Source organism: Bartonella sp. AD13SXNS (assembly GCF_042196465.1).
In the GTDB taxonomy this organism is placed as follows: Bacteria; Pseudomonadota; Alphaproteobacteria; order Rhizobiales; family Rhizobiaceae; genus Bartonella.
The window spans coordinates 44702-68153 of record NZ_JBHIQI010000005.1 but is presented as its reverse complement, the minus strand read 5'-3'; the positions used below and the strand labels follow the sequence as shown (position 1 = coordinate 68153).

Sequence of the window (23452 nt, the reverse complement as noted above, 5' to 3'; positions counted from 1 at the left end):
AAGTTTATAAAACTATAAAAAATACTTATAGTAAATAATAAAAAACCCGCTTAATGATAAGCGGGCTTAAAAAAACAAAGTCCTTTACCCAAAAACAGCAGTATATTTTACTGTATAATTTTTGACTCAACATCAAAGATGGGTATAGAGTTCTTTACTTTACCTTATTTTTTATCAATTAATTTGCCTGACGACGTAAAAATGCTGGTATTTCCAACTGATCTTCTTCACTTATAAAAGTACGCTGATCTTGTGGTACCTGAGGATGCAACTCACCAGAACGGCGTGGAACATAAACAGAAGCATCTTGAGAAAGCGCCTGAGAATTTTTATTATAAACATGAGACTCTTGCTGCTGAGACGATCTCACAGCAGGCTCCAGCCTCGCTTCTGGCTCTGCCTCCTCACGGTATGTCAAGCTCTGTTTCAAACGCTGCCAAAGATTACGAGGACCTTGGTCGGTTACAGATGTTCTTTGACTTTGTCTATGAGCAACAGGAGGGAAATCCTTTAATTCAGGCATACGCATTGGTGAGCGCACTTGCATCTGTTGTACTTGCTTTTCTTTTTGCTTCACAACGCCTGTCATCTCATCAAGCACATGCGCTGTTGCCTCCATGCTTACGGGGGCCGTCATAGGCTGTTGAGAACCACGGCTTACTTGCATACGTGGCACATTTGATATCTGCTCCTGCACAGCATTTGAACCATAAGAAACAGCTTTCGTGGCACTTCGTGTCGCAATTGCTTCTACAGGATGCGCAAAAATTTGACTTTTAGGACGGAACTGTTCTCCTGTTGATTTCCCCTTTTCTATTTCAAGTGATTCGATCACTTCTACCATCGACTCAGAACGCAAGGGTGATGACTGAACATGAAAAGAACTGTGTGGCGTTCCAGGATCACTTTTGCGCATTGAAGAAACTGGCCTTTGAAGCTGAGGCTGAGAGGATTGAACCACATCACTAACCTCACGATCAATACCGGTGGCAACCACAGAAACACGAATAACACCTTCCAGTGACTCATCATCAATGGCCCCAAAGATCACATTCGCATCCGCATCCACTTCTTCACGAATACGATTAGCAGCTTCATCAACCTCAAAGAGAGTCATATCACGACCACCTGTAATAGAAATCAACAAACCACGCGCCCCACGCATAGAGGTATCATCCAACAATGGGTTTGCGATAGCAGCTTCAGCAGCAGCCAAAGCACGCCCGTCACCAGATGCCTCACCCGTTCCCATCATAGCTCGCCCCATTTCATGCATAACAGAACGAACATCAGCAAAATCAAGGTTAATTAAGCCCTCTTTAATCATCAAATCCGTAATGGAAGCAACACCAGAATAAAGCACTTGGTCAGCCATAGCAAAAGCATCAGCAAATGTTGTCTTATCATTTGCAATACGGAAAAGATTTTGATTGGGAATAACAATCAATGTATCGACAGACTTTTGTAATTCTTCAATACCAGCCTCTGCCGTTTTCATACGACGCGCCCCTTCAAACTGAAATGGCTTTGTCACCACACCAACGGTCAAAATACCCTTTTCACGCGCTGCGCGAGCCACAACAGGAGCAGCCCCTGTTCCAGTTCCTCCCCCCATACCAGCAGTAATGAAAACCATATGAGAGTCCGCAAGATGATCAATAATTTCATCAATACATTCCTCTGCCGCTGCTTGTCCCACTTCCGGTAGAGCACCAGCACCCAAACCTTCTGTCACAGCTGCGCCAAGCTGGATAACACGTTCAGCCTTTGACATAGCCAAAGCTTGTGCATCCGTATTTGCGACAACAAAGTCAACTCCTTGAAGGCCAGCATTAATCATATTGTTCACGGCATTCCCGCCACCACCTCCAACACCAAAAACGGTAATGCGTGGCTTCAATTCCGCGATATCTGGCCGATGCAGATTAATCGTCATTTTCTTTTCCTTCTCATAAGACACCGCAAGCCAAAGCGATGAAATTTTTATCCAACTAGACTTAACTAAAAACTCTCACGCAACCACTGACCAACACGCTGAAAATACCCACGCGTGCCCATCGATAAATGATTTCCTGCCGTCTGCATTGTTTTTTCTTCAAAACCCACCAATTGCGGATAAATTAACAACCCAACAGCAGATGTAAACGCCGCCCCTTTTGCAAGAGAAGGAAGCCTCGAAATACCTAAAGGCCGCCCGATACGAACATTTCTTCCTAATATAGTACGTGCCATTTCTGGCAATCCTGTTAACTGACTTGCTCCGCCAGTCAAAATAACACGCTTACCAATGATGTAACCAAAGCCTGAACGATTTAAACAATCACGGACCATCTCTAAAATTTCTTCAATACGCGCACAAATGATACGCCCAAGAACAGCACGAGGATATTGAGTTTCACGCCGTTCACTCCCAATTTCTGCTACATTAATCATTTGCCGCTCATCTGCACTTGTTAGAAGGGCTGAACCATAAACAACTTTCAAACGTTCCGCCTCTGTAAGTGACATAGAAAATCCACGCGCAACATCAAGAGTGACATGATGTCCCCCAACAGCAAGAGCATCTGCATAGATAAATTTTCCCTCAAAAAACACTGAAAATGTTGTTGTTCCACCACCAAAATCAATACATGCAGCACCTAAATGCGCCTCATCATTCATCAAGACAGCAAGACCACTTGCAAAAGGAGTGGCAACCATTGCTTCAACACTCAAATGTGCACGATTAATACAAGTTTCTAAATTACGCAAAGATGCTGTTTCCGCTGTTACCACATGCACATCGACACCAAATGTTTCCCCTGCCATGCCAATAGGATCAGAAATTCCTTTTTCCCCATCCAATACATAAGAAACTGGAACCGAATGCATAACATGACGTTCAGCATCAAAGGCTTTGCGCGAAACATCTGAAAAGGCCATACGCATATCACGCTTGGTGACTTCACGACCATTCAAATGGACCATTCCATTAATCAAAGCGCTTTGTAACCGACTTGAGGAAAAATTCACAATCACTGAATCCACCACCAAACCAGCCATTTTTTCTGCCGCATCAACAGCCAAGCGTATTGATTGCTCTGCTGCAAACATATCCATCACAACACCAGATTTAATACCGCGTGAACGCTGCACTCCAAAGCCCAGAATTTCTATAGAGTGTGTACGGCCATGCAAATAGTGTGCATGCTTCAAAGGACGCAGACAAGCAATAAAACAAACAATCTTACTTGAACCGATATCAAGAACCGTTAAATAACGTGTTTTACGTCCCCCCAGATGATGTGATCTGAGCAATGTCATAGGCTTCCTGCCTTTCGCGCTTTTAAAATACGTTCTTCTTCTGCTACAGTAGCATTATAACGCTCCAACGTTTCATCTGATAAAGAAACAGTAATCCGATCAGCAAGGCGTAAATCAACACTGAGAATATCTCGAGATAAAAGATCTTGCATTGTACCGGACGAAACAAGAGAAGAAAGCCTTTCAAGCGCACCACTTTCAGGCAACATAACGCGCATTCCGTTATCCAAAACAAGATCCCAACGCCGATCCCCTACCCGCACGAAAGCACGAACACGATTATATATTTCCGGATAAACTAACAGCGCTTGAATAAACACTTTAGCAGCATTTTGCGCCCCCTGCCCAACCACAAGCGGCAAATTCCAAACATTTTTCCCTTTAAAGGGCACAATAACACGACCTGTATAATCAACGATATCGACCAAGCCATCGTGTTGCCAAATGGCATAGGGTTCACGCTCCACGATGGAAATCCGCATTCTATTAGGATAAATCTTCTGAACATTAGCGGATTGAACCCAAGGCTGTTTTTCCAAAAGAGAGCGTGCTCTTTCAACATCAAAAGTGAATATAGAGGATGCAACATCAAGTTTTAAAATTTTCAAAATATCTTGCTTTGCTAAGCGGTTATTCCCTCTTATATCGACATCTACAACCACAAAACCAATATCTGATATTATCGTTTTTACGATCACACCCATCTGACCACTGGATGACAATCCATAAAAGGCCGTCACCAAGAAAAACCATACAACAGCAAAAGAGCCAAAATGGCGTGGAATATGAATATTGACAAAAACAAACTCAAACATAAACCGAAGAAAACGACGATAAAGACGTGGCAAAGCCGGCACTGAAAGCACCTCCATCGGAATATTCGTTTTATTAATACTCAACGCATGCATGATGCGTCCTCCACTATCCATTGAACAATATCGCCATAAGTACGACCGCTCGCTTTTGCAATATCAGGAAGAAGAGACGTCGATGTCATACCGGGTTGCGTATTAATTTCAAGCCAAACTAATTCTCCTGTTTTCTCATCAAAACGAAAATCAGAACGGCTAACACCTCGACACCCTATCGCCTGATGGGCTGCTAAAGACATTCTTTGCACACTTTGGTAAATATTTAGTGAAAGTTGTGCAGGACAAATGTGAAGAGAACCACCCGTTTTATATTTTGAGTCATAATCGTAGAATGGAAAGTGCTGACTAGGAAGAATTTCACACACATCCAGCACTTCGCTCCCCAAAACAGCACAAGTCAATTCACGACCAGGAATATATTTTTCAATCATCACCTCATCCGCATATCCCCACTCAGCTCCCCCAATATTATGCGGCGGTGCAGCTTCATTTTCCTGTACAATGACAACACCAAAACTTGATCCTTCACACACAGGTTTAATTACATAAGGAGGCTCCATGGGATGCGCTTGCCCAATAGCAAAACGGCTCATAATACGAGAAGGTGCAACACAAACACCAACACTTGCAACGATAATTTTTGCACGTCCCTTATCCATTGCCAAAGCAGATGCCATCACACCAGAATGGGTATAAGGAATTTTTAAATACTCAAGAATCCCTTGAATCCGGCCATCTTCACCAAATGGACCATGCAATGCATTGAAGGCAATATCAGGCTGCAACTGTTCAAGAACAGAAGCAATATGAGCGTCAACATCCACGCGGCTCACGCGATACCCCTGCATTTCAAGAACATCAGCACAAGCCGTCCCTGAAGATAAACTTACAGACCGTTCAGAAGAAAAACCTCCCATTAATACAGCTATATGTTTATCTTTCATAATAAATCACCCTCTTTCGCATACTATATGTAGTCTATATAGAATACATCAGCACCACATACAGGAAAAAACAAAGTTTATCCTTGCGAATCAATAACCTAGCATTTTGCATAATGAATCAGACTCAACAGCTTGATGCAAGAGATTCTTTGTTAATTTATTGATTCTTAATAGAATTTTTTTATTATCTCTTTGAAATGACTCAATTTTTTATTTGCACTTTTTTAGTGAACAATAAATCACTGAAATGGATCAAAAGAAGAAACACTTCGACCGCGCTCAAATTGACCTATACGCTCTATTTCCCATTGTAAAAGATGGGCTGAATGTGCAAAAACACGTGCACGCACTGTTTCTCCCAATGTTTCAAGATCATATCCTGTTGCTTGCCCTGTATTGATCATAAAATTACAGTGCATTTCGCTCATCTGAGCACCACCAATCCGTAAACCACGACACCCTGCCTCATCAATCACGCGCCACGCAGATATATTCTCAGGATTTCTAAAAGTTGATCCACCGGTCTTTTCACGAATAGGTTGCACTGCTTCCCTATGGAGGGCAACTTCATCCATAGCAGCACGAATATCATCTTTATTACCGGTTTGTCCTTCTAATAAAGCAGCAGTAAAAATAAACCCTTCAGGAATATCACAATGGCGATAGGAATAATGCATATCTTTCAAACTCAAAATATGACGTTTTCCTTTACGATCCAGCGCATAAACCTCAACAACACGTGCTGCGGTTTCAACACCATTTGCACCCGCATTCATTTTGAGTGCCCCTCCAAGACCACCAGGAATACCGTGATAAAAATGAAAACCTGCAATTTCTGCCTTTAAAGCAGCGGTAGCTAAATGTTTATCTGCCGTACCTGCACCAACTAAAAAACGTTTTGGAGAAACTTGTTGCACTTGCCCAAAACCTTTTGGCGAAAGACGAATCACAACACCAGGAACCCCCCCATCACGCACCAGAAGATTAGAACCTATTCCTACAATTGTTACAGGAACAAATTCAGGCAAATTTTGAAGAAAGAGAGCCAAATCTTCTTCATCAACAGGCTGATAAAAAAGTTCTGCCAACCCGCCCGTGCGAAACCACGTTATCTTACGCATCTCAACATTAGGTGTAAGTTTTCCTCTCACGCCACCCAACAGCGGTTGCAATTGCGCCAATAGCGCCTCACCATCAATGTGCTGAAAATTTATCATGACCATCAAGTACCGACAACTGATGAGGCAATGCACACGCCCATTGTGTGATATTGCCAGCACCAAGAAAAACCACATAATCCTCTGCCTGAGCAAATGTTGAGACAAGAGACACAACATCTTCCAGACCATGTATTAAGCGCACATCACGATGACCCGCCATTTTAATATGCTCTACCAATTCTTGAGAACCAAATCCTACAATAGGCTCTTCACCAGCCGCATAAACGGGCGTAATCAACACTGTATCTGCATCATTAAAACAAGCAGCAAAATCATCAAATAAATGATACAAACGCGAATACCGATGGGGTTGTGCAATCGCAATAACACGCCCTTTTGCACTCTCACGTGCAGCACGCAAAACAGCCTTTATTTCAACAGGATGATGTCCATAATCATCAAATATTTCAATGCCACGCCAACTTCCTGTTCGCGTAAAACGCCGTTTTACTCCGCCAAATTCTGCTAAGCCCCTTTTTATAGCTTCATTTGAAATGCCAAGTTCATGCGCAATAGCAATCGCCGCCGTTGCATTGGCAACATTATGCTGCCCTGCCATGGGCAAAAGCATATTTTTCAACTCGATCTTTCTTCCTGTTTTGCGTGAACGAACAAGAACATCAAAATGCGTTTTTTGACCATCCATCGAAAGATTAAGAAAACGAACATCCGCTTGTGGATTTGCACCATAAGTGATCACCCAACGATCATCAATACGGCCCGCCAATGACTGAACCTCTGGATGATCAAGGCACAAAACAGCAAAACCATAAAAAGGAACATTTTCTACGAATTGCCGAAAAGCCTCACGCACAGCATCAAAACTTCCATAATGATCCAAATGCTCAGCATCAATATTAGTAATAACAGCAATATCAGCAGGCAGCTTTAAAAATGTACCATCACTTTCATCAGCTTCAACAATCATCCAATCGCCATCTCCTGTCCGAGAATTCGTCCCATAAGCATTAATAATACCGCCATTAATCACCACCGGATCAAAATGACCAGCATCAAGAAGGGCTGCAACCATTGATGTGGTTGTTGTTTTACCATGTGTACCACCCACCGCAATTGCACGCCGAAACCGCATCAGCTCCGCCAGCATTTCTGCACGTCTGACAAGCGGTAAATGTCTTTCCTTTGCAGCAATATACTCAGGATTTGTTTTTTTAACGGCAGTAGAAAAAACAACAACCTCTGCATTCCCTAAGTTTTCAGCACAATGACCTATATGAACGTTAATTCCTTTTTTCCGCAAACGTTCAACATTTGCACTCTCAACTTGATCTGACCCTTGAACTTTATAGCCAAGATTATAAAAAACCTCTGCAATTCCACTCATGCCGATCCCCCCGATTCCGATAAAATGGATAACGCCTATATCAAGTGGCATTTTCATCAAAAAGCTCCTCTTTTATATCTGACAACAATCGCCCTGCAATTAAAGATTCAGCCATATCAGCAAGGCAACGTGTTGCGTGAGGTTGCCCAACTTTTTTTGCAGCAAGCGCTTGTTTTTCCAATAAATGGGGCGTATGCAAAACTTGCGTTAAAAGAGAAGAAAGCTTTTGTGCACTTAAATCTTTTTCTAATACAATTTGCGCACCACCTACACAAGCAAGCAGAGCTGCATTGGCAGCCTGATCATGATCTAAAGCATGGGGATAGGGAACAAGCAAAGCAGGTCTACCAATCACCGCTATCTCACAAACGGATGAAGCCCCAGCGCGCGACAAAATAAAATGAGCATGTGCCATACGTTCAGCCATATCATCAAAGAAAGGAGCAACCTCTGCTTGTACGCCCATATCACGATAGATTTTGATCAACCCTTCTGCTTCACCGCGAACTTGCTGCACAATTCGCAAGCGTTTACGGTTCTTATCATCGAGTAACGCAATGGCTTCTGGAACAATATGTGAAAAAGCAGAAGCCCCTTGGCTACCACCAAAAATCAAAAAATTAAATGGCTTTTCCCCCTCTGAAGAATGATAAGGAATTTCGGCCGCCTTCAGCACAGCCTCACGGACAGGATTCCCCGTTAAAAGCGTTTTATGGGCATAAGAGCCATTTGGCGACAATAAACCACCAGCGATTGCACGCACAAAAATTGCCAACATCCGATTGGCACGCCCCATAACAGCATTTTGTTCATGAATAAATGTCACACGCCTCGTTAAGGCCGCAATAAAAAGAGGAGGAAAGCTCGGATATCCCCCAAATCCTCCAACAAGAACAGGACGTAATTTATAAAACAACGCCAACGATTGTCCCATGCCCCTTAACAGAGTCCAAAACGTCTTTATCAGAGCAAAAGGATGGCGGCGTATAAATGTTGCCGATGAAACAATATGTGTATGCTCTTTATCAAAGCACCGAACAAAAGGGCGTGCTCTTTCATCTGTTATTAAATGAACATCATATCCACGCTCCTTTAATTCAACGCCAAGGGATTCAGCAGGAAAAAGATGTCCACCTGTACCACCCGCCACCAAAACAATAACTTTTTTATCATTCATAAGGCGTATCCAAGACAGAAGAGGAAGAAAAAGCTGAAAGGCGCGCTTCTGGCCAACGACGTGTTAAACTGAGCAAAATGCCCATTGAAAAGGCAATTGCCACCATCGATGAACCACCATAAGAAATAAAAGGCAATGTCATGCCTTTGGGAGGAATTAAGTGAAGATTAACGGCCATATTAATAGCTGATTGAAAGCCAATCATCATTGCTATGCCAGTAATACCAAGACGTATAAAGCAATCACGTGTATTCATTGCTATATACAATGAACGCATAACGATAAAACCAAAAAGCATCATAATTAGTAAACAAAGAATAATACCATATTCTTCAGCAGCAACGGAAAATACAAAATCTGTATGGCTATCAGGAATAATACGTTTTACTGTTCCTTCTCCGGGACCTTGCCCAAACCAACCACCATTCAAAATAGCCTCACGTCCGACATCTACTTGAAAGGTATCTCCTTCACCTGTCAAAAAACCATTGATACGCTCACGCACATGATACAGAAAAAGATAAGCTAAAACAATTCCTCCAGCGCCTAAAATGAGAAAGAGAAAAATAACGGCTAGAGGCACACCAGCAATAAAAAACAAACCACCCCATGTTGCACTTATTAAAAGTGTTTGTCCAATATCAGGCTGCAAAACCAGAAGCACACAACAAATGCCATAAAGTACAATCGCTAACGTATAACCTAGAATTCCCCTCCTGCGTATCTGTTCTGAAAAAAACCAAGCAGACATAACCACAAAAGCTGGCTTCATAAACTCTGAAGCCTGTACAGAAAAACCAAAGAGCACAATCCACCGCCGTGCTCCCTTTAATTCTGGACCCCAAAATAAGGTTGCAACCATAAGAGCAAGCGTTACAATAAGCAAAAGAGCACATAAACGACGAATATTAGGAATTGAAAAAAAAGAAATGGTCACCATCGTAAAAAATGCTGAAATGCTGAAAATGATATGCCACCGAACAAAATAAAAACTATCAGTAATTCCGATTTTTTTTGCAATCGTGGGGCTGGCAGCAAAAGACAGCATAATGCCAATCCCCATTAAAATTAAACAAGCTGCAAAGATAGAGCGATCAATCGTCCACCACCAATTAGCAATTGGGTCTCTATCTGCGCGCGTAACCATGATATCCGCCTTATCCGTTTTATAAATTGTTTCAAAGTGATATGGTTCCCCGCCTGTTTAACAAACACTTTAAAAAATAAATTACACAAAAAAAGATTCTGGAGTCTTAACGCAAAAATATTTTTTTATAACTGATGCTTTTTTATTGTAACTGCATCACAAAAGAGACAAATGCCTCGCCTCGCATTTCATAATTTTTAAATTGGTCATAACTTGCACAAGCAGGTGACAAAAGAACTGTCACCTCTTTTGCATTACAACCCATTGCGTCAACAGCTGCTTCACGCACCGCATTTTTCAAAGTTAAGCTCATAGAAAAGGGAAAAGCAGATCCAATAGTGCGAGCAAATTCTTCCGCCGCGCTCCCAATCAAATAGGCTTTACGAATTTTAGGAAAAAATTCTCTAAGAGACTCTATTCCTCCCTTTTTCGCCTGTCCCCCAACAATCCAAAAAATATCATTAAAGGTGGAAAGCGCAGGAGCTGTTGCATCTGCATTAGTCGCCTTGCTGTCATTGATAAACAAAACCGCCCCCATTTTACGCACCTGCTGCATACGATGATCCAACCCTTTATAACTTGCTAAATGCTTGTTCACAAAAGGATCGGTTATTTTTAAAGCCTGCAATGTTGCCAATGCCATAAGAGCATTTTGTGCATTATGACTCCCACGTAACACCGCCATAGGAGCAAGATCTGCAAGCATATGACGCTGTCCTTGACGAACAGAAAAAAGCTTGCTTCCATCTGCATAAAAACCATTTTCAACAAAATGATTCTTGGAAATTGCCTCAATTTTCTTCCCCTCATGAAGCAACTGTTGATATAAAACCCGACAATCTTCATCATCAACTGAAATAAAAGCCTGAGAAGCCTGAGCAATCAAATGCCTTTTGGTTTGCACATAACAGGCAAAACTTCCATGTCGATCAATATGATCAGATGTCAAATTCAATAAAAGTCCAATGGTTGGCTGAAGAGAGGGAGTAAGATCAATTTGAAATGATGAACATTCAATCACATAAATACGTTTTTTAACAAATGGCTTAAGCGTCAATATTGCCTTTCCAATATTTCCCCCCATCTGCACATCATAGCCCATTTTTTCCAATAAATGCGCAAGTAAAGATGTTGTGGTTGACTTCCCATTCGTCCCCGTAATCGCAATAAACGGAACATCTTGGTCACAAAAACCATAATGCTGTAAAAAATCATGGCGTGCACGAACAAACAATTCAATATCACCAATAATTTCTATATTTTTTTTTCGTGCCTTTTCAACAACCCAATGCGGTTGAGGATAATTTAAAGGAACTCCAGGCGCGAGAATCAATGCAACAAATTCTGACCAGTCCTCATCGTGGAGATCTCTTATTGGAATATTTTGCCGAAAAGCCATCTGCACGCTTGAAGGACTATCATCCCACGCCACCACTTCTGCACCACCACACATTAATGCTTGTGCCGTTGCTAGTCCAGACTGACCCAATCCAAACAGAGCAACTTTTTGACCTTTATAACACGTAACAGAAATCACATTCTCACCGCAATTTAAGTGTTGAAAGACCTATGAGAGCGAGAACAATCGAAATAATCCAAAAGCGTATCACCACTTGGCTTTCAGTCCAGCCTTTTTTCTCAAAATGATGATGTATCGGTGCCATAAGAAACACGCGTTTTCTTGTTAATTTGAAATAACCAACCTGAATAACGACCGAAAAAGCTTCCACAACAAAAAGTCCACCAATAAGAACCAAAACAATTTCGTGCTTCGTAGCAACCGCAACAGTCCCTAAGAGTCCTCCAAGAGCCAACGATCCAGTATCTCCCATAAAAATAGCTGCAGGTGGTGCATTAAACCATAAAAAACCAAGCCCGGCCCCAACAACAGCTCCCAATAAAACAGCCAATTCACCTGTTCCCGATACATAATGGATTTGGAGATAATCAGCAAAATTCATATTACCAGAAAGATAAGCAATCAGAGCAAAAGATAAGGCTGCAACCATCACAGGAACAATAGCAAGCCCATCGAGTCCATCCGTCAAATTAACCGCATTCCCTGTCGCGACAATGACGAAAGCAGAAAAAGGAATAAAAAACCAGCCCAAATTGATAAGATAATCTTTCAAAAAAGGCAAAGCTAATCCAGATGAGCCAATTTTCAGAATGGCAAAAGCAGCAATTGCCGCAACACAAAACTCCAAGCTTAACCGTGCTTTCCCAGAAAATCCTTTGTCTGTTTGTTTTGTGACCTTAAGATAATCATCATAAAATCCAATAGCCCCAAAAGAAAGCATAACCAATAGCGACACCCAAAAGTAAATATTCGATAAATTACCCCATAAAAATACCGATACCACAATGCCGATTAAAATCATCAATCCACCCATTGTAGGTGTTCCAGCCTTTTTAAAATGTGTTTGAGGTCCATCAGCACGAATCGGTTGCCCTTTTCCTTGCCGCAACTTAAGAGAAGCGATGATGCTAGGTCCAAACAAAAAGACGATAAGCCCCGAAGTAAGCATAGCTGCTATCGTGCGAAAAGTAATATAACGAAAAACATTTACACCCGGAAGCCAATCATTAAACGAAGAAAAAAACAGCATCATGGAACAAAAAAACCTCTTAAAACTATGAAGAAACTGCTTTATAGCGATCAAGCAATGCAGCCACAATATTTGATGAACAAAGGCTATTAGATGATTTAATCATAAGCAGGTCGCCAGGAGAAATTTCTGTCAAAAGAAGCGGTAAAATTTTCTCAATATTTTCGGCATAATGAACCTTAACATAAGCAGATAAATCACTAACTAAAGATTTCATCGCTTCACCAAATAAAAAAACGGGATTAGCACCAGAAAGATATATTGGCTTTATTAAATCAAGATGGAGCTTTTCACTATCCCCCCCTAACTCTAGCATATCCCCTAAAATAGCAATTCGCCGTCCCTCCTTCCCTACTGGTCCTGTAGCAAGAAGCTCAAGAGCAGCACACATAGAAGCAGGATTAGCATTATAGCTTTCATCAATGAGATAAAATTCACCCCCATTTGATAAAGACAATCGATACCGAACACCCCGCCCCTTTTGAGGAGAAAAATGGCTAAAAGAAAGAAAAACAGGCTCTAACTCAACCCCCACAGCATCACAAGCAGCAATAACCCCTAAACTATTTTGCACAATATGGCGCCCAGGAGCACCAATTTGAACCTTCCTATCCCGCCCCCCAATACGCACAATCACAGAAGTACTATCAGTTAGAAGACGTATATCATGCGCTTGATAATCAGCATCTTTAGTCTCACCAAAGCTTAAGATCTTTTTTACACCGCATTTCTTTGCTTTTTGAACGAGATAAGAAAAAAAATCACTATCCGCATTTAAAATGGCAATGCCTTTCTCATCCAATCCTTCAAAAATTTCAGCTTTTGCCTTTGCTATTTCTTCAAGATCCTTGAAAAAACCCATATGTCCTGCACAAATATGCGTAATGAGAGCAACATGCGGACAAACCAGTTTGACCAGAGGGCGAATTTCATCTCTGTGATTCATGCCAATTTCAAAGATACCATAATCACTCTCCACAGGCATCCGCGCTAAAGTGAGTGGAACCCCCCAGCAATTGTTTAAAGAAGCGAGATTCGCATGAACATTCCCAGCCGTTGCAAGTGCTTGTTTCAAAGCTTCTTTTGTTGTTGTTTTTCCCACCGATCCTGTTATCGCAATAATCTTAGCTCTTGAACGTTTGCGTGCAGCTTGTGCAAGTTGTTCTAAGGCTTGCAAAACATCAGGAACGACAATGAGTGGAGCCGATATCTTTTTCATATCCCTCAAACGGTGTTCCGCAACGATAAGAACGCCTGCACCTCGTTCATAAGCTTGCGCAGCAAAATCATGACCATCAAGATGATGCCCTTTAATGCAGAAAAAAACATCACCTTCCGCAAGAGTACGACTATCAATGGAAACCCCAGAAAAAGTTTCTGGCATGCTTCCCATTACAACACCATTAATTGCAGCAACAAGTGCTTTCTTATCCCATAAAGCTGTCATTTCTTTCGGTCCTCTAGAGCTTCTATCGCTTTCAGACGATCTGAAAAAGGATAAGTTGTCTGCCCTATAATTTGGCCATTCTCATGACCTTTTCCAGCAATGATGAGTGTATCACCAGCTTTCAAAAGCTTCACCGCGTAAGAAATAGCTTCACCACGATCTGCTATCTCTATTGCTGTTGGCACCGCCTGTAAAATATCTTTACGTATTTTTTCTGGTATTTCTGTTCGAGGATTATCATCCGTTACAATAACAATATCCGCTCTATCCGCTGCAATTTTTCCCATCAATGGTCTTTTTCCTTGATCACGATCCCCTCCACAACCAAAAACAACAACCAAACGCCCTTGTGTAAAGGGACGAACAGAAAGTAAAACCTGCTCCAAAGCTTCTGGTTTATGAGCATAATCAATATAAACAAGCGCATTATTTTCTGTCTTTCCCACAAACTCTAACCGCCCAGGTGCTCCCTGCAAAGTTTCAAGCGCAGGAAAAACCTTACGAGGTGAAACGCCCGTTGCAATGGCTAACCCTGCTGCCATAAGCGCATTGGCTACCTGAAAATCTCCAGCTAAAGGCAAATCAAATGTATAAATATTGTTTTCCACACGACACTCAATACACTGTTTGGAGCGTTGATGTTCGACACGATTAATCGTGATAAATTGCCCCTTACGACCGATTGTCAAGACACGGCGGCGCGCTTGTGTAACAACATCAATAACCTTTTGTGAATAGACATCATCAGCAAAAATCAAAGCAGGAGCAGATACAGGCAAAAGTGTATCAAACAACCTCATTTTAGCCCGCAAATAATCCTCTACCCCCGTGTGATAATCCATGTGATCTCGCCCTAAATTGGTAAAGGCACCAGCCGTTAAACGGACTCCATCAAGCCGTCCTTGATCAAGCCCATGCGAAGAAGCTTCAAGAGCTGCATGAGTCACACCTTCATGAGAAATTTCACAAAGAAGACGGTGCAAGACGACCGGATCAGGTGTCGTAAGAGAACCATAAACATTCCGTTTAGGAGAAACAACACCAACCGTTCCTATACTCGCAGCACAAAATCCAGCATAAGTCCAAATTTGCCGAAGAAAAGAGACAACAGATGTTTTACCACTTGTACCAGTCACAGCAACGACCGTTTCAGGCTGAGAACCGTAAAAACGTGCAGCTGCCAACGCTAAACTATGACGAACATTAAAAACACGTAAAATGGGAACAGATAAATCCTCAAGAACAGCATGACAGTCTGTAACGATTGCTCGTGCGCCACGCTTTATCGCATCATCTATATAGTGTCTTCCATCACTTTTTTTCCCTTGAACAGCGACAAAAACATAGCCCGGCAAAACTTGTCGAGAATCTGCACTAATTCCTGTTATTTTCATTGAAGAAAGCTTCTGATCTTTAAGATCTTCTGGAAAAATTGTTCCAAACAACATAACGATACACCTTTATATTCATTTTATCTTATCGTTGTTTAACGAAACTTGAATGGTTCTTTTGACTTAAAAGAGGCTCATATTCTTTTTTTAAATCTGGTTTTACACCAAGAAAACTAGCCGTACGACGAACAATATTAGCAAGCATTGGTCCAGCATTCATCGCCGCTGTTGCTGACTGTTTTCCTTCTTCTGGCTTTGGTTCATCAATAATTGTTAAAACAACATAAGCAGGATCATCAATAGGAAAAGCAGCAAGAAAACTATTGAAATTTTTTGTTTTAGAATATTTTCCATTTTCAACTTTCTCAGCTGTTCCTGTCTTACCACCTACACGATAACCTTCTACTTTTGCATTACGTCCAGACCCAATCTCACTATTTAATTGATAAAGGTAACGCATATTTTGACTTGTTTTGGCCTGCAAAACCTGTTTTGCATGGTGCAAAGTTTGTTCTTTTGTCCGTTTTAAAAATGTCGGTGAAATTAACCAACCACCATTCATTAAAGCAGCAGCCCCAACAGCTGTTTGCAAGGGAGTTGTTGCCATACCATGCCCAAAAGCAATCGTCATAGATTGGATATCTTTCCAATGATGCGGCACAATAGGATGAGCAACTTCAGGCAACTCTGTTGCGAGTCGATCCAGTAGCCCAAGTTTTTGCAAAAAATCACGATGTTTATCAATCCCTATCGCCAATGCCTCTTTAGCAGAACCAATATTGGAAGAATAAACAAAAACTTCCCATAACGTTAAGGGACGATTTTTTCCGTGAAAATCATGAATAGTATAGCCACTACTTGCTTTTATGGGCTTTGAAGCATCGATAATACTGTTTAAATGAAAAATATTGGAATCAAGTGCCATGGCGGTCGTAAAACTTTTAATAATCGATCCCATTTCAAATGTTCCAGCCGTCATCCGATTTAAACGATCACTTTTTAAAGCTTCAATAGGATTTCCAGGATCAAAATCTGGTAGAGATGCCAACGCCAAAACTTCCCCCGTATGTATATTTAAAATAACAGCTCCTGCAGCCTTTGCCTTATAACGTTTCATAGCCTGAATAAGTTCATCATGAACAATTGCCTGAAGTCGCACGTCAATCGAAAGCTGAACTTGTTTTAATGATTCTTCCACGGCAAGACCAGCGGCACGCAGAGCACTCAAACCCGCATCATCAATATATTTTTCCATACCTGCAATGCCTTGATTATCAACATTCACCATACCGAGAATATGGGAAGTTACAGGTCCTTCAGGATAAAAACGACGAATTTCAGTGCGAAAACCAATTCCTGGAATACCAAGAGCCATAATTTGCGCCTTCTGCATTGGCGTTAACCCACGCTGTATCCAAGAAAAACCAGATTTTCTTTTTAAACGCTTATAAGTTTCCTGCCAATTAAGATCAGACAAAACTGTTGAGAGCAATTCAATGGTTTCATCCACATCAATAATACGTTGTGGCTCAGCAAAAAGTGAATAAGTTTTAATATCTGTTGCCAATAAACGACCATTACGATCAACAATATCAGGCCGCGCCGTCAGTTGAAGAACTCCTGGCCCTTTTGCTTCTTCAATCTGTCCACCTTCCAACCCATAAGAAATAAGGCAAGCCCCCATGATGCCATATAAAACTAAAAAGCAGAACAACGAAAAAAGCAAACGTGGACGACTAGAATATGGACGATGAACAGAAACATTATGATTATTCAACGAATTCTTAAAGTGCTTTTTCTTCTGTAAGAATAAAAAAGTCGACTTCATCACTGCACGCCTTTTTGGACAACACCATTCATCTGAGAATCCCGACGATTTGCCAAAATATCTTGATTATCTTCCAAAATATTTTGTTTAATCAATTCTTCAATTGGATCATGTACCCGTACCGGAATGTCTTTAAATTCTACGATTTGATGCGGCTGTATAACTTCTAATCCAAGTTCTTTTTGATAACGTTTCGCAAGTTTTTGCATGCGCGAAGGCTTGATCATCACAGCCCACTCAGCATGAAGCAAACTCACCGTATTTTTTGCTGCAGCAATTTCATGCTCAAGATGACGAACTTCGTTCATTCGTTTTTGAACATCATATTTTACTTTATAAGTAAGACCTGCCATACAAATCATAATCATCACTAAAATCATATCAAATGTACGAAAAACTGTCATTTCTTGCCGCCTTCAAAACTGGCAATCTCTGCTAAACCAAATAATTTCATATCTTCTGCAAGAGCCTCTGCTTCAGTCCGTACACCAATACGCAACCGCGCAGAACGTGAACGAGGGTTTTTTTGTAACTCCTCTTTAGTTGCCGTTATCCCACCTTTAAACAAAGGAAAAAATGTTGCTGGAGCAGCCTTTATTTCAGGCAAATAGCGTGATCTCATACGCTCTCCAGAACGAGCCGAAAAAAATCTTTTGACCATACGATCTTCAAGAGAATGAAAACTGACAACCCCCAAACGGCCTCCAGCTTTTAAAACGCGTTCAGCAGCAAATAAACCACGCGCCAATTCACCAATTTCATCATTAACATAGATACGAAGAGCCTGAAATACACGTGTTGCAGGATGAATACGATCTCCCGGCTTACGCCCTACCAACGCTTCAATAGCATACGCCAAATCACCCGTACGCAAAAAAGGCTGAACAACACGACGCTTCTCAATCATCCGTGCAATTCGTCCCGCATAACGCTCTTCTCCTAATACCTTAAAAATACGCGCTAAATCCCTTGCCTTTAAATGATTGACAACATCACTGGCTGTAAAACCAGTCTGAGCCATTCGCATATCCAATGGACCATCTTTTTGAAAAGAAAAGCCTCTTTCTGCTTCATCAAGCTGCATTGAAGAGACACCAATATCCAAAATAACCGCATCCATCTTCTCTTCAACAACGTGATCTAGCTGTGAAAATGCCATATGGACCAAACGAAGGCGTGGAAAAAATTCATCAACAAGCGATTGTCCCGCTCTGATAGCATGAGGATCACGATCAAGAGCAATCACCTGTGCCCCTGCCTTTAACAAAGCGCGCGTGTAACCACCAGCACCAAAGGTGCCATCAATTATTTTTGCTCCAACCAATGGCGTAAGCCCAGCCAAAACTGGCTGCAACAACACTGGAATATGGAGTTCAGCTCTTTGATCCTGCTTTATCAAAATAATCCGTCTTGAAGTTATACTGTCTCAAATCAACAGCTCTCTCATAGCAACTGACCTTAGAATAACCTAGTCTTCAACTTTCATACTAATCACAATGAACGAAAAAACTAAAGTTATCCCAAAACAGATCCTAACGCATTATACTTAAAGAAATGTTATAATTTTTTAAAACACTCTTTGCTCAAGTGTCCATTCCAAACATACCGACTCCATGAAAGTCTATATGTAATCGATCTTATAAAATATCGCGTATTATCATGAAATATCAGTCGGCCTATAAGCCGGGTTCTGTAGAGTAAAGCTTACACTTTACATGGCAACCATTCATCTGGGACGGATGTTACCATCCGCCTCGTGCAACCTACCCGAATGACTCGCCCGGAAATCGGCTGCAAATTAATTGCACGTCATTTCTATTTGGTCTTGCTCCCGGTGGGGTTTACCTTGCCACATTCATTACTGAATGCGCGGTGGGCTCTTACTCCACCCTTTCACCCTTACCTATAAAAATAGGCGGTTTACTTTCTGTGGCACTTTCCCTAGGGTCACCCCCGCCGGGTGTTACCCGGCACCGTCTTTCCATGGAGCCCGGACTTTCCTCACCTGCCACCTTTCAGCATTGGACAAGCGCGGCTGCCCAGCCGACTGACATACTAATTTATAAAACATTTTTTACTCAGTGAAAATAGCATCTTAAAATATTTTATGACAAACTTCGCTCAAAAGATGTTTTTATTTTAATGAAGCCAGATAAGTTTTTACTTTTGCGCAATATTTTGCTGAAATGGAATTCATTTTTTTTGCCGCATGTCCTGCATTATATTTCAGGATTGTACCACACGTACTTCCACCACTGAGTTTATAGGCCCGTGCCAAATAACGCATACCATATTCAAGATTGGTCGCAGGATCATACAAATCCTGTACAGAACCACTAAAGCCCAACCCTCGTGCCGTAGAGGGTTTAATTTGCATCAAACCTATTTCGCCAGCCGCCCCCTTTATACCTGCCTTATAATTACTTTCAATTTTCACAACAGCATGTGCTAAATTAACCGGAATATTATACTTATTTGCAAATTTCTGAATAAGAAACTCATAAGGACGATTAGAAATCTGAGAAGCAACACTCCCTAAGCCTTCTTTTGCTTCTGCAACATTTAAAACACTATGAGCCCAACTTATATCAAATACAAAAAATACAGCACACGCTGTATTTAACAAAATTTTCAAAAATTGCATTTTCTTTCTCTCACTCAAAAATTCTCAAATTCTAACCGCAAATAATTTTCGAATGCATTGTACAAAAAAAGAAAGCAAAAGAACGGCTTGAAAAGGGAAATATTAAGACAATTTCAAGATAAAGTTCTGTATAAAAAGAAAAACTCTTTATACAAAAATTATAGACTTCTCTATATCATCAAATAAAAAAATTAAAAGCCTATAATTAAACTTATATCATATTAACTAAAATGATATATTCTATCAAGTTCTGCTATATCTATTGTATCACTCAATTTTTATATTACAAAATAGCACTTTAAAAAGATATGATATTTTTTTACATACGATGATCAAATTTTTTATTGAGATCAATTCCACAAAGCAATAGAGACGAGAACATCTTTACCAAAGATCCTCGATATCGCAAAAGTTTCACAAAAGTAAAACCCGTTATTTATGCTTCTTGCTAACCAATAAACACGCGCAGCATTCTTTATGGCCCCAATAAACCATTGACTAAAATCAACCCCTACCTCCCTCGTTGTGCATAAGGAGTTCATAGATATACAAAAACCATCATACGCTATTTACCAATTCAAAATATTGCGCAAACTCTTTGAGAATTTTCTATCTGCTCATATCAAATAAAAAAAATAACTAGTATCTAAAATGCGCTTAACGTGTTTTATTATAGCAATCTCTGCCTTTGCTTTTCTACAAATGAGTGCCCTCAGCTTATCCTCACCCTTTATGCAAAATACTGTATTGATTTAAGCTGTTTTTTATTGCTTTTGTCATTGTAACAATGAATAATGCAGTCAGCCTAACCAATGCCCTTGATGGACTTGCTATCGCTCCTGTAATAATTGCAACATTATCTTATACTCTGATTTTTTACCTTTGTAGGAAGATAAATTTTGCTGATTATCTTACAAATTTATTATCTTCCTACACACTTTTCAAAACCTCACGAAAAGCTCTCTCCCCCTTAAAATCAAATCCAAAAGCACAATTTTAAAAATAGCTAAAAATAAGCATTAGCAATAGAAGGACGAGAAATCGCTTTTGAGAGAGCCATAGCAACAGTTTCACCAAATTTGTGAGCCTCTTCACGTCTCTGACCATTTTCACAAGCAAATGAAACCGCCTCGCGACGCACTTGCTCAATAAACAGCTCTTGCTGCCCTCAATAAACAGCTCTTGCTGCCGAGGACTCATTTTAGAAAGGCGCACGATAATATCCGGAAAAGCCATTGCCCATCTCTCTAGCAACACCTCCTCTGTTACCTCAACTTGCTGAGAAGAAGAAGTGTAACCGGAAAAAAACTGATAAACAGCAACACTGCGAGAAGCAAAAATGCTAACGCCAAAAATAAGAAATATAAACAAAATAAAAGCAATACGACCGGATAAAAATCCCATCATCTCTTACTTAAAGATTACAGAATACAAATACAGGCTCCCTCCATAGCATTCAATGATAACTCAATTAAAAAATCCTAATCATTGAAAATAAACGCAATAACACTAACCAATAAACAACCGCTATCCGCCTATGTACTGAGAGACACTATAGATGAAACAATAGCATATCTTATGCCTTTTACCCCCTGATAACATCTTATCAAACTCTAACAACAACTACAAAAAACCTGACTGAGGAAATCCTCAGCCAGGCCAGACAATCTAGGGGATCCACGCGGGGGGGGGGAGGAGGTTCCCCGATTGTCCTCTCACATCAACCACTAAGATAGCTGATGTAATATCCTTGCTATGGAATAAAATGCTTTAAACAACAAGAAATTCTTATCATCTTCTACGCAAAAAAGCATAAAAGAATTATAAATTATTTAAAAACGACAATATTTAGGCAAAAAAAATTTAAATTGACCCAATTTGAAGCAATTTTATTCCAAAAAAACATCAATCAGAATCTACGACTACTGTAATTTTTATAATAATTTTTTTCATAACTCTGATGATCATCATTAAAAAACAAGCAATTTGTATATATTCACCCTATAAAAAGCAAAGTCCATACAAGCAGAATCACTTGTCCAACTGCGATCACCACAAAAAGAAAAACGTAGACTTTTAAAACTGATACAATAACAGCAAAAAATATCTGCTTAAAAGAAGATATGGATTGTTTAAATAAAGACAATAAATTAGCTAAACCAAATCTTATCTATCTTCATAAAAAATTCTACAAACGATCCTTAAAAATATTGTCAAACTCCTTACGCAACAACATCAATGAAAATTTAAACAGCTGCTTTTACGAAAAAATAAGAATGCTAAAGGTATTTTTTCGAATCATACCCTATGATCATTCCAAATAGCGATAAATTATTTTTCACTAGCCAACAGACTCCAACGCATTTTAACATAACAAATAAAGATCCGTGCAAACATTTTCTTTTAATTTCTATCACTTAAACTAATCCGTAAAAGAATAAACACAGCAGTTTTTATGCTCAAAAATTGTTACACTCTGTTTTTTTAACGTAAATAATCCATTGATTTACAATCATAACGCATCATTTTACAACTTACTTGAGAGATCTGAATAGCGTAAGGTCCTCTTATTTCAAATCTTCTTATATTGAATCAATAAAAAGCATTCATTTGCATATCACAAGCCAAAAGAGGCATGTGAATACCACTAAAAGGTGTAAATACCTCCGATGAGCCATTTGAAAATAAGATCTGCAGCAACATGAGAAACTGGAAAACAAAATGGTAAAGCCAGCTTACAACTTTTACTTAAACTAAAAATGGTAGTACTCTATGAATTTTATACTATATTCTCCATGAGCTGCATCTAAAATAAACGCAAAAACATAAAAAGAAAGAAGAAAACCACTTTTAGCAAGAAAAATGGACTTATTTAATACTCCTCATTGCTTCTAATGATAAAGATACGCGAAGCTATGCCATGATATCACTCTTTTCTTTACATATCCTCTGCAGAAGCTATCTCAATTTGACTTTATGAAGATAACATAAAGAATCTGCACAAGTACCGTCCGAATTCATCAAGCCAAATGTATATGATAATTATCATTTGCAAAATATTTTATAAAATCCGGAATATCACTCCAATCCATTGCTGGTCTATAAGTGTTTTCATAGCCGTGTTTGCTGAATTTTTTCTGTTACTTATCATCAATATCAACGCTTAGCGCATCAGCCACATTTGAAATAAAAATTAAGACGAACGCCCCCTGCGAACCGTTCCAGCTTTTATATACCCAATGAGAGTAAAAAATATTTATGCCTGTTTAAGGAATTGTTAAACAAGGAAAACCATCATTCATTTGGGAAAAAATATAAAAACCTAAAGACAGAACCTGTTGCTATCTTTATTCTTCCTTTCATTTTGTTTTACGACTTTCAAAAATACTCATAATGCTGTATTTCAAATAATGAAAATTGTGCATTGTCTTATGCTATTTTCGTTCTTTTTAGCATCTTTTTGCATCCCTCACAAAAAAACTCTAAGATACTTCTCGTCTAAGAACCTGCTTTAAAGAAACATTT

The 23452-nt window shown here is 40.0% G+C and carries 17 protein-coding genes and 1 other RNA gene; all 18 read right to left on the bottom strand.

Translation table 11 applies throughout. The features are described 5' to 3' along the window. Positions 1-178: 178 nt before the first annotated feature. Positions 179-1936 carry a cell division protein FtsZ gene (ftsZ, locus tag ACFIMQ_RS04975; RefSeq protein WP_375703521.1) on the bottom strand — a complete coding sequence of 586 codons (1758 nt, stop codon included), beginning with the start codon at positions 1934-1936 and terminating at the stop codon, positions 179-181. Between the two features lie 65 nt (positions 1937-2001). Next, entirely contained in the window at positions 2002-3303 is a 1302-nt protein-coding gene (ftsA, locus tag ACFIMQ_RS04970; protein WP_375616526.1) for a cell division protein FtsA, read from the bottom strand. Further along, entirely contained in the window at positions 3300-4211 is a 912-nt protein-coding gene (locus ACFIMQ_RS04965; protein WP_375616572.1) for a cell division protein FtsQ/DivIB, read from the bottom strand. Before ACFIMQ_RS04965 ends, ftsA begins: the two co-directional genes overlap by 4 nt. Next, positions 4199-5119 carry a D-alanine--D-alanine ligase gene (locus ACFIMQ_RS04960; protein WP_375616527.1) on the bottom strand — a complete coding sequence of 307 codons (921 nt, stop codon included), beginning with the start codon at positions 5117-5119 and terminating at the stop codon, positions 4199-4201. The genes ACFIMQ_RS04965 and ACFIMQ_RS04960 overlap by 13 nt, the downstream gene beginning before the upstream one ends. Positions 5120-5358: 239 nt before the next feature. Next, positions 5359-6336: a UDP-N-acetylmuramate dehydrogenase gene (murB, locus tag ACFIMQ_RS04955; protein ID WP_375616528.1), complete on the bottom strand. Its 978-nt coding sequence runs from the start codon at positions 6334-6336 to the stop codon at positions 5359-5361. Further along, on the bottom strand, positions 6314-7741 hold the full coding sequence (murC, locus tag ACFIMQ_RS04950) for a UDP-N-acetylmuramate--L-alanine ligase (protein WP_375616529.1): 1428 nt from the start codon (positions 7739-7741) through the stop codon (positions 6314-6316). Before murC ends, murB begins: the two co-directional genes overlap by 23 nt. Next, a complete protein-coding gene (gene murG / locus ACFIMQ_RS04945) occupies positions 7725-8861 on the bottom strand; it encodes an undecaprenyldiphospho-muramoylpentapeptide beta-N-acetylglucosaminyltransferase (RefSeq protein WP_375703520.1) in 1137 nt (378 codons plus the stop codon). The genes murC and murG overlap by 17 nt, the downstream gene beginning before the upstream one ends. After that, entirely contained in the window at positions 8854-10008 is a 1155-nt protein-coding gene (locus ACFIMQ_RS04940; protein ID WP_375616531.1) for an FtsW/RodA/SpoVE family cell cycle protein, read from the bottom strand. Before ACFIMQ_RS04940 ends, murG begins: the two co-directional genes overlap by 8 nt. A gap of 142 nt (positions 10009-10150) precedes the next feature. After that, positions 10151-11545 carry a UDP-N-acetylmuramoyl-L-alanine--D-glutamate ligase gene (gene murD / locus ACFIMQ_RS04935; protein WP_375703519.1) on the bottom strand — a complete coding sequence of 465 codons (1395 nt, stop codon included), beginning with the start codon at positions 11543-11545 and terminating at the stop codon, positions 10151-10153. A gap of 4 nt (positions 11546-11549) precedes the next feature. Then, positions 11550-12620 (bottom strand): phospho-N-acetylmuramoyl-pentapeptide-transferase, encoded by a 1071-nt coding sequence (gene mraY, locus ACFIMQ_RS04930; RefSeq protein ID WP_375703518.1) that lies wholly within the window; start codon positions 12618-12620, stop codon positions 11550-11552. A gap of 22 nt (positions 12621-12642) precedes the next feature. After that, positions 12643-14064 (bottom strand): UDP-N-acetylmuramoyl-tripeptide--D-alanyl-D-alanine ligase, encoded by a 1422-nt coding sequence (murF, locus tag ACFIMQ_RS04925; protein WP_375703517.1) that lies wholly within the window; start codon positions 14062-14064, stop codon positions 12643-12645. Next, entirely contained in the window at positions 14061-15512 is a 1452-nt protein-coding gene (locus ACFIMQ_RS04920; protein ID WP_375703516.1) for a UDP-N-acetylmuramoyl-L-alanyl-D-glutamate--2,6-diaminopimelate ligase, read from the bottom strand. The genes murF and ACFIMQ_RS04920 overlap by 4 nt, the downstream gene beginning before the upstream one ends. A 28-nt stretch (positions 15513-15540) precedes the next feature. Then, complete coding sequence (locus tag ACFIMQ_RS04915; RefSeq protein WP_375703515.1) at positions 15541-17283, bottom strand: peptidoglycan D,D-transpeptidase FtsI family protein; 1743 nt, start codon at positions 17281-17283, stop codon at positions 15541-15543. Beyond that, entirely contained in the window at positions 17283-17687 is a 405-nt protein-coding gene (locus ACFIMQ_RS04910; RefSeq protein WP_375703514.1) for a hypothetical protein, read from the bottom strand. Before ACFIMQ_RS04910 ends, ACFIMQ_RS04915 begins: the two co-directional genes overlap by 1 nt. Further along, on the bottom strand, positions 17684-18682 hold the full coding sequence (rsmH, locus tag ACFIMQ_RS04905) for a 16S rRNA (cytosine(1402)-N(4))-methyltransferase RsmH (protein ID WP_375703513.1): 999 nt from the start codon (positions 18680-18682) through the stop codon (positions 17684-17686). The genes ACFIMQ_RS04910 and rsmH overlap by 4 nt, the downstream gene beginning before the upstream one ends. Positions 18683-18946: 264 nt before the next feature. Beyond that, an RNA gene (rnpB, locus tag ACFIMQ_RS04900) (RNase P RNA component class A) lies at positions 18947-19334 on the bottom strand. A gap of 83 nt (positions 19335-19417) precedes the next feature. After that, a complete protein-coding gene (locus tag ACFIMQ_RS04895) occupies positions 19418-19927 on the bottom strand; it encodes a lytic transglycosylase domain-containing protein (RefSeq protein WP_375616539.1) in 510 nt (169 codons plus the stop codon). Between the two features lie 1006 nt (positions 19928-20933). Continuing rightward, positions 20934-21068: a hypothetical protein gene (locus ACFIMQ_RS09765; protein ID WP_404977404.1), complete on the bottom strand. Its 135-nt coding sequence runs from the start codon at positions 21066-21068 to the stop codon at positions 20934-20936. Between the last annotated feature and the right edge of the window lie 2384 nt (positions 21069-23452).